Source organism: Streptomyces sp. LS1784 (genome assembly GCF_020103755.1).
GTDB lineage: Bacteria > Actinomycetota > Actinomycetes > Streptomycetales > Streptomycetaceae > Kitasatospora.
The window spans coordinates 25,647-34,457 of the sequence record NZ_JAHSQD010000028.1 but is presented as its reverse complement, the minus strand read 5'-3'; the positions used below and the strand labels follow the sequence as shown (position 1 = coordinate 34,457).

The window sequence follows — 8,811 nt, the reverse complement described above, 5'->3', positions numbered from 1 at the left end:
CTCCGGCCGCCGCACCCGCCGGGCGCGCCGCGACGACGCCGGCCGCCCCGCCCAAGGCGCCCTCGGGCGTCCGCACCGCGACCCTGGTGGACGGCAGCACGGCCGAGATCCAGGACCTCGGAAACCAGCACTACGCCGCCAGGATCCTCAACAAGGGGCAGGTCCTCGCCACCCTGGAGGCGAAGGAGCACGACGGCGGACTCGACGCCAACGGCATGTTCGTCATGCTCTCGCTGGACGGCCGGATCCACTCCTGGATGGGCGGGGGCCACCAGGGACCGGGCACCTTCAAGTTGGCGGGCGGCTGGACGGCCAAGGTCACGAAGACCGGCGAGCTCCGGTACCGTGCGGAGATCCTCGGCAACGAGAACGCCGTGTACGGCACGCTGGAGGCGAACCAGCAGGATGTCGGCCTCGACGCCAACGGCATCTCCATCGTGCTCAGCGCCGGCGGTGAGATCAGCGCCCACGAGTGAGCGTGCGGGGACCCGCCCCGCGCTGCACGCACGCCGACGCCGCGCTCTGGTCCGACAGGATCCGCCCCAGCCGTTCCGGGGTGCCGGCGGCGGGTTGGTGGCGTACGGGAGCCGGTGAATAGGGTGGAGCTGATGTGTCGGCGTATTTATGGAGAATCCGATGAATTCGACCTCTGTCCCTGACGACCTCCTTCCGGTCGGGGTGATCGGGCTCGGTGACATCGCGCAGAAGGCGTACCTGCCGGTGCTCACCGCGCTGCCGGGGTTGGATGTGCGGCTGATGACCCGGGACGCGGCGAAGCTGGACAGGATCGGCGAGGCCCACCGGATCGCCCCCGAGCACCGCTTCACCGACCTCGGCGCGCTGATCGGCGGCGGCATCCGCGCCGCCTTCGTGCACGCCGCCACCGACCAGCACGTCCCGATCGTCGAGCAGCTGCTCACCGCCGGGGTGGACGTCTACGTCGACAAGCCGCTCGACCACACCCTGGACGGCGCCCGCCGGCTGGTCGACCTCGCCGACCGGACCGGCCGCTCGCTGATGGTCGGCTTCAACCGCCGCCACGCGCCCGGCTACGTGCAGGCCCTGGAGCGGCCGCGCGACCTGATCGTGCTGCAGAAGAACCGGGAGGGCCTGGCCGAGGCGGCCCGCCCGCTGGTGTTCGACGACTTCATCCACGTGGTGGACACGCTGCGCTTCCTGGTCCCCGGTGAGATCGAGCACGTGGACGTCCGCTCCCGCAGCCGGGACGGGCTGGTCGAGCACGTGGTGCTCACCCTCGGCGGGCAGGGGTTCACCGCGCTGGGCATCATGAACCGGCTCTCCGGCTCCACCGAGGAGGTGCTGGAGGTCTCCGGCGGCGACTCCAAGCGCGAGGTGCACAACCTGGCCGAGGTGATCGACCACCGCGGCCAGCCGACCGTGCGCCGCCGCGGCGACTGGGTGCCGGTGGCTCGTCAGCGCGGCATCGAGCAGTGCGTGCTCGCCTTCCTGGCGGCCGTCCGCGCCGGGCGCACCCTGGACGCCCACGACGCGCTGCGCACCCACGAGCTGTGCGAGCTGGTCGTGGAGCGGATCGAGGCTTCCTGGGAGTCCGCTGGAAGCGGGCTGTGAAAAGCCCGGACTGACCGGCAGTCAAGTCATCCCCAGGGAACCGACAGTTCACTGTCGGGGTCTTGTCGGGGCATTTTCTACGCGCGTATCTTGAGGGGCGCCGCGGGGGGCGGGTGTCCGTCCTCCGCTTTCTCCCTACGCGAGTAGCGCGCGTCCGACGCGCGCCTCCGCCCGGACCGCCGTGCCACGCCAGTGCCGCACGACGGAGCTAGGAGTACTTCCCCGGTGACCACCGCCCCCGCACCCCGCCCCCGCAGAGCCCTGCTGCGCGCCGCCCTGATCCCGGCCACGCTGGCCGCCTCGCTGGTGCTCGTCCCGCTGCCGGTGGCGAACGCCGCTGCCGCCACCCCCGCCCCGACCGAGGTCGGCCCGCTGCGGATCCACGACATCCAGGGCGGCACCCGGACATCCCCGCAGGCGGGCAAGCCCGTCACCGGCGTGCCCGGCATCGTCACCGGTGTGCGCGCGTACGGCAGCTCCAAGGGCTTCTGGATCCAGGACCCGAACCCGGACGCCGACCCGGCCACCAGCGAGGGCGTCTTCGTCTTCACCGGCGGCAACCCGACCGTGAAGGTCGGCGATTCGGTGCTGGTGAGCGGCAAGGTCACCGAGTACTACCCGAACTTCGGCGGCGGTTCGCAGTCCCTCACCGAGATCTCCGCCCCGGGCGTCACCGTCCTGTCGGCCGGCAACCCGCTGCCCGCCCCGGTGGTCGTGGACACCCGTAACATCCCCGGCACCTACGCCCCGCCGGCCGGTGCGGACGGCTCCATCGACGGCGTGAAGCTCGACCCCGAGAAGTACACCCTGGACTTCTACGAGTCCCTGGAGGGCATGCTCGTCCAGGTCAAGGACGTCCGGGTGATCCAGGCGACCGACAAGTACAACGAGCTGTGGGTCGCCGCCGACCGTCAGGACCAGCGCAGCAAGCGCGGCGGCGTGCTGTACGAGTCCTACCGCGAGCCCAACGTCGGCCGCCTGATGATCCAGCAGCAGGCCCCGGTCTCCCAGCAGCCGTTCCCGGTGGCCAACGTCGGCGACGAGCTGACCGGCACCACCACCGGCCCGCTGGACTACAACAACTTCGGCGGCTACACCCTGGTCGCCGGCACCATGGGCACGCTGAAGGACAACCACCTCCAGCGCGAGGTCACCGCCCAGGCGGGCGACCGCGAACTCACCCTCGCCACCTACAACGTGGAGAACCTGGCCCCGGGCAACCCGGACGCCAAGTTCGCCGAGCTGGCCCAGGGCGTCGTCACCAACCTGCGCTCGCCCGACATCGTCGCCCTGGAGGAGATCCAGGACAACAACGGGGCCAAGAACGACGGCACGGTGGACGCGAGCCAGACCGTCGCCAAGTTCATCGCCGCGATCAAGGCGGCCGGCGGCCCGGCCTACGACTGGCGCTCGGTCGACCCGCAGGACGGCAAGGACGGCGGCGAGCCCGGCGGCAACATCCGCCAGGTCTTCCTGTTCAACCCGCAGCGGGTGTCCTTCACCGACATCCCCGGCGGCGACGCCACCACCGCCGTCGGCGTGAGCGGCACCGGCGCGGGCGCCGCGCTGACCGCCTCGCCCGGCCGGATCGAGCCCACCGACGAGGCCTGGACCAACAGCCGCAAGCCGTTGGTCGGTCAGTTCTCCTTCCGGGGCAAGAAGGTCTTCGTGATCGCCAACCACTTCAACAGCAAGGGTGGCGACCAGGGCATCGACAGCCGGTTCCAGCAGCCGACCCGCAGCTCCGAGGTGCAGCGGACCAAGCAGGCCACCGTCGAGCAGGCCTTCGTCGCCAAGCTGCTGGCCGCGGACAAGGAGGCCAAGGTCGTCTCCCTCGGCGACTTCAACGACTACCAGTTCTCGCCCGCGCTCGCCGCGCTCACCAAGGACGGCGTGCTGCGCGACCTGGTGAACGAGCTGCCGGAGACCGAGCAGTACTCGTACGTCTACCAGGGCAACTCGCAGGTGCTGGACCACATCCTGGTCAGCCCCGAGGTCGGCTACGCCAAGTACGACGTGGTGCACATCAACGCCGAGTTCGCCCAGCAGGCCAGCGACCACGACCCGCAGGTGGTCCGCATCAAGCCGTAGTCCCGGGTCACGGCTATCCTGCCTCCGCCACCGGTGATCACCAGCGGCGGAGGCAGCGTCGTGTGACGGGGGAGTCGATGTCGATGGAGTACCGGATCGAGCGGATCGGGCGCACCGAATGGCAGCGGCTGCGGAAGGTGCGGCTGGCCCAACTGCTCGACACGCCCCTGGCCTTCGGCGAGACCCACGAGAGCGCGAGCCGCCACGGCGAGGGCGAGTGGCGGGCCCGGTGCGACTGGGTCAACGAGCCGGACCGGCTCGGCCTGGTCGCCGTGGACGCCGCGGGGGAGTGGGTCGGCACCATGCTGTCCGTCCCGAACCGGGAGCAGGCCGGCGCGCTCGACCTGATCGGCGTCTGGGTGGACCCGGCGCACCGCGGCCGCGGGCGCGGAGTCGCCGACGCCCTGTTGGACGCGGTGCTCGCCTGGGCACGGGTCCGCGGCGCCGGGCGGATGCTGCTCGGAGTGCACGAGGCGAACCCCCGCGCCGCCGCCTTCTACCTGCGGCGAGGGTTCGCCTTCACGGGGGAGGCGACGCCGTACGTGCTGGACGCCTCGGCGCGGATCCTGGAGATGGCCCTCCCGCTGGACTGACCGGCCCGGCGGGAGGGCTCGCGACTCAGCCCAGGTACGGCTCAGCCCAGGTACTGGGCCAGCGCCTCGCCGGTCAGCGTGGACCGGGCGGCGACCAGCTCGGCCGGGGTGCCCTCGAAGACCACCCGGCCGCCGTCGTGGCCGGCCCCCGGGCCGAGGTCGATGATCCAGTCGGCGTGCGCCATCACGGCCGGGTGGTGCTCGATCACGATGACCGACTTGCCGGACTCCACCAGCCGGTCCAGCAGTCCGAGCAGCTGCTCGACGTCGGCCAGGTGCAGGCCGGTGGTCGGCTCGTCCAGCACGTAGACGCCGCCCTTGTCCGCCATGTGGGTGGCCAGCTTGAGCCGCTGCCGCTCGCCGCCGGAGAGCGTGGTGAGCGGCTGGCCGAGGCTGAGGTAGCCGAGGCCGACGTCGGCGAGCCGCTCCAGGATGCGGTGCGCGGCCGGGAGCCTCGCCTCGCCGGAGCCGAAGAACTCCTCCGCCTCGGTCACCGACATCGCCAGCACCTCGGCGATGTCCCGCCCGCCCAGGTGGTACTCCAGCACCGCCGGCTGGTACCGCTTGCCCTCGCAGTCCTCGCAGGTGGTGGCCACCCCGGCCATCATCGCCAGGTCGGTGTAGACCACCCCGGCGCCGTTGCAGGTCGGGCAGGCGCCCTCGGAGTTGGCGCTGAACAGGGCCGGTTTCACGTCGTTGGCCTTGGCGAAGGCCTTGCGGATCGGGTCGAGCAGCCCGGTGTAGGTGGCCGGGTTGCTGCGCCGGGAGCCCTTGATCGCACCCTGGTCGACGGAGACCACGCCTTCCTCGCGAGGGATCGAGCCGTGGATCAGCGAGCTCTTGCCGGACCCCGCCACCCCCGTCACCACCGTGAGCACCCCGAGCGGGACGTCCACGTCCACGTCCCGCAGGTTGTGGGTGTTCGCGCCGCGGATCTCCAGGGTGCCGGTCGGCTTCCGGACGGCCTCGCGCAGGGCCGTCCGGTCGGACAGGTGGCGGCCGGTCACCGTGCCGCTGGTGCGCAGCCCCTCGACGTCGCCCTCGTAGCAGACCGCGCCGCCCGCCGCACCGGCCCCGGGGCCGAGGTCGACCACGTGGTCGGCGATCGCGATGGTTTGCGGCTTGTGCTCCACCACCAGCACCGTGTTGCCCTTGTCCCGCAGGCGCAGCAGCAGCCGGTTCATCCGGTCGATGTCGTGCGGGTGCAGGCCGGTGGTGGGCTCGTCGAAGACGTAGGTGGTGTCGGTGAGCGAGGAGCCGAGGTGGCGGATCATCTTGACCCGCTGCGCCTCGCCGCCGGAGAGGGTGCCGGAGGGGCGGTCGAGCGAGAGGTAGCCGAGGCCGATCTCCACGAAGGAGTCGAGGGCCTGCCGGAGCGTGCCGAGCAGCGGCGCCACCGAGGGCTCGTCGAGGTCTCGGACCCAGGCGGCGAGGTCGCTGATCTGCATCGCGCAGGCGTCGGCGATGCTGATCCCGGCGATCTCGGAGGAGCGGGCCGCCGCGCTGAGCCGGGTGCCCTCGCAGTCGGGGCAGGTGGTGAAGGTCACGGCCCGCTCCACGAAGGCCCGGATGTGCGGCTGCAGCGCGTCCTTGTCCTTGGACAGCATGGACTTCTGGATCTTGGGGATCAGGCCCTCGTAGGTGAGGTTGACACCCTTGACCTTGACCTTGGTCGGCTCCCGGTGGAGGAAGTCCTGCATCTCCCTCCTGGTGTACCTGCGGATCGGCTTGTCCGGGTCGAGGAAGCCCGAGTTGGCGTAGACGCCGACCGTCCACCAGCTGTCGGTCTTCCAGCCGGGGATGGTGATCGCTCCCTCGGAGATCGACTTGCTGTCGTCGAACAGCTGGGTGAGGTCGATGTCCGAGACGGTGCCGCGGCCCTCGCAGCGCGGGCACATGCCGCCGGTGATGCTGAAGCTGCGCCGTTCCTTGACCGTCTTGCCGCCGCGCTCGACGGTGACGGCGCCGGCGCCGCTGATCGACGGGACGTTGAAGGAGAAGGCCTTGGGGGAACCGATGTGCGGGGTGCCGAGTCGGCTGAACAGGATGCGCAGCATCGCGTTGGCGTCGGTTGCGGTGCCGACGGTGGAGCGCGGGTCGGCGCCCATCCGCTGCTGGTCGACGATGATCGCGGTGGTCAGGCCTTCGAGGACGTCCACCTCGGGGCGGGCCAGGGTGGGCATGAAGCCCTGGACGAAGGCGCTGTAGGTCTCGTTGATCAGCCGCTGGGACTCGGCGGCGACGGTGTCGAAGACCAGCGAGCTCTTGCCCGAGCCGGACACCCCGGTGAACACCGTCAGCCGGCGCTTGGGGATGTCGACGCTGACGTCCTTGAGGTTGTTCTCGCGTGCGCCGTGCACCCGGATCAGGTCGTGGCTGTCGGCGACGTGCGGCTGCGTGTCCGTCCGCTTGGGCATCGTTCTCTTCGCTCCCTGGCTCTCGGCGGTCTTCGGGGTGGGCGGGGTCGGGCAGGCCCGCCCCACGGCCGCCGTCGGTGTGCTCGAACCCTTCGATCCAACCATCGATCCGGCCGGGATCGAACGGGCTTCGGGTACGGCCGACGGCGGGCGGGGCGGGCCCCGGTGCCTGTGGGTTCAGCCCACCTCGTTGAAGCGGACCATGTTGCCCGCCGGGTCGCGGAACGCGCAGTCGCGGACGCCGTACGGCTGCTCGGTCGGCTCCTGGACCAACTCGGCGCCGCCGGACTTCAGCCGGTCGTAGACGCCGTCGAGGTCGCGGGTGCCCAGGACGAGCCGGGCGTAGGTGCCCTTGGCCATCATCTCGGTGATGGTCCGCTGCTCCTCCTCGGTGCGGCCCGGGTCGGCGGAGGCCGGCTCCAGCACCAGGGAGACGTCGGGCTGGCCGACGGGGCCGACGGTGATCCAGCGCATCGGGCCGCCGCCGACGTCGTTGCGCACCTCGAAGCCGAGCAGGTCGCGGTAGAAGGCCAGGGAGGCCTCGGGGTCGGTGTGCGGGAGGAAGGTCCAGTGAATGGTGATGTCGCTCATGACTGCAACGCTAGGCGCGCACCCCGGCCGGGCGCTTCTCGAATCCTGATCGGTCCGCGGGGGCGCCCCGGGAGAACGCGACCGTGCTGGTCGCGGCCACCTCGGCGGTGGTCGGGACCAGCACGGTCGGGCTGCCTGCTAGCAGTCGGGGATGGTCGTGCCGTTGTTGTCCTTGGCCGTGTCGCTGCCCCATCGCGACAGGTAGAACGCGGACACCCACTGGCCGGCCGGGCCGCCGTCCGCGTCCGTCTTCAGCCACCAGTGGTTGTAGCTGCTGCCGTTGGAGACCTCGCGGCCCCAGGCCTTGCAGAAGACGTAGTTGGTCCCCTGGTACAGCGTCCCGGTGGCGTTGGTGGAGGTCGGCGAGGCGTAGACGCTCGCGTTGGCGAAGGTGTCCACCCAGTACTTCCCGGTGGCGGGCGGGGTGCCGCCGCCGGCGCAGGTGGGGATGGTCGTGCCGTTGTTGTCCTTGGCCACGTCGTTGCCCCACCGGGAGAGGTAGTACGCGGACACCCACTGCCCGCCGGGGCCCACGTCCGGGTCGGTCTTCAGCCACCAGTGGTTGTAGGCGCTGCCGTTGGAGACCTCGCGGCCCCAGGCCTTGCAGAAGACGTAGTTCGTGCCCTGGTACAGCGTGCCCGTGCTCGTGGTGGACGTCGGGGAGCCGTACACCGGCGCGTTGGCGTTGGTGTCCACCCAGTACTGGCCGCTGTTCGACGGCGGCGTGGTGGGCGGCGGCGTCGTGGAGCCGCCGCCGGCGCCGTACAGCCGGATGGCGCCGTAGTAGTCGCCGTGCGAGGAGAGCGCCGCCACCTGGACGTAGCCGCCGGAGTAGGGGGCCTCGGCGATCCAGCCCTGTCCGAGGTACATCGCGACGTGGTGGATGGTGGAGGCGGTGTTGCCGAAGTACACCAGGTCGCCGGGGAGCAGCGGTGCGGTTCCGTCCGCCCGGTAGTAGCGCGCGACCGCCCGGGAGGTCGGCCACTGGGTCCGGGTGGTGCCGTTGATGACGTCCTCGCCGACCGCCAGGTAGTAGGCGTAGCGGACCATGCCGGAACAGTCCAGGCCGCGGACGTTGCAGTCGTTGGGCGCGCCGTTGGAGGGGTCGCAGAGGCCGTACGTCGGGCCGGGCTGCGAGCCGTGGCCGCCGCCCCACGAGTACGGGGTGCCGATCAGCCCGCAGGCGGAGCGGACGGCTGCGGTCGCCTGCGGCGCCGCACCGGTGGAGAGGACCCCGCAGGCGGGCGCCGCCTGGGCCGCCCCGGCGCCGGCGAAGAACACTCCGACCGACACCAGCAGCGACAGCAGGGCCGCCCACCGCAGCGGGGCGATCAGCCACCGTGACAGAAGGGTTACGCGCGTAGTCATGGTCGCGGATCTTTCCGGAGTCGCTGACTCCGGGTCAATGGTTGTGCACCACATACCTCCTGAGGCCCCTGTACCTGCCGGTTTGCTGGTCAGCGGCACGGCAACCGGCAACTTCCCGGCATTCCGCCGTGGAGCTGCCGGAGCGGTCGCGCCGTCGAGGC

General features: G+C 71.3%; 6 protein-coding genes and 1 pseudogene. 4 read left to right on the top strand and 3 right to left on the bottom strand.

Translation table 11 applies throughout. The features are described from left to right. The 4 genes and pseudogenes from KS423_RS06335 to KS423_RS06320 form a co-directional block, all read left to right on the top strand. Nucleotides 1–476, top strand: a pseudogene (locus KS423_RS06335) (hypothetical protein); the annotation flags it as partial. A gap of 160 nt (nucleotides 477–636) precedes the next feature. Next, a complete protein-coding gene (locus KS423_RS06330; protein ID WP_224275894.1) occupies nucleotides 637–1,590 on the top strand; it encodes a Gfo/Idh/MocA family protein in 954 nt (317 codons plus the stop codon). Nucleotides 1,591–1,815: 225 nt separating this feature from the next. Then, complete coding sequence (locus KS423_RS06325; RefSeq protein ID WP_308020142.1) at nucleotides 1,816–3,681, top strand: endonuclease/exonuclease/phosphatase family protein; 1,866 nt, start codon at nucleotides 1,816–1,818, stop codon at nucleotides 3,679–3,681. An 83-nt stretch (nucleotides 3,682–3,764) separates the two neighbouring features. Further along, entirely contained in the window at nucleotides 3,765–4,274 is a 510-nt protein-coding gene (locus KS423_RS06320; protein WP_224275892.1) for a GNAT family N-acetyltransferase, read from the top strand. A 41-nt stretch (nucleotides 4,275–4,315) separates the two neighbouring features. Here the strand turns inward: KS423_RS06320 and KS423_RS06315 are convergent, their stop codons facing one another. The 3 genes from KS423_RS06315 to KS423_RS06305 form a co-directional block, all read right to left on the bottom strand. After that, the gene (locus KS423_RS06315; RefSeq protein WP_224275890.1) at nucleotides 4,316–6,691 is read right to left on the bottom strand and encodes an excinuclease ABC subunit UvrA; all 2,376 of its coding nucleotides are present in this window, start codon (nucleotides 6,689–6,691) and stop codon (nucleotides 4,316–4,318) included. Between the two features lie 177 nt (nucleotides 6,692–6,868). Continuing rightward, nucleotides 6,869–7,282, bottom strand: a complete 414-nt coding sequence (locus KS423_RS06310; RefSeq protein WP_224275888.1) for a VOC family protein — start codon at nucleotides 7,280–7,282, stop codon at nucleotides 6,869–6,871. Between the two features lie 138 nt (nucleotides 7,283–7,420). Further along, nucleotides 7,421–8,650: a C40 family peptidase gene (locus KS423_RS06305; RefSeq protein WP_224275887.1), complete on the bottom strand. Its 1,230-nt coding sequence runs from the start codon at nucleotides 8,648–8,650 to the stop codon at nucleotides 7,421–7,423. Nucleotides 8,651–8,811: the final 161 nt, after the last annotated feature.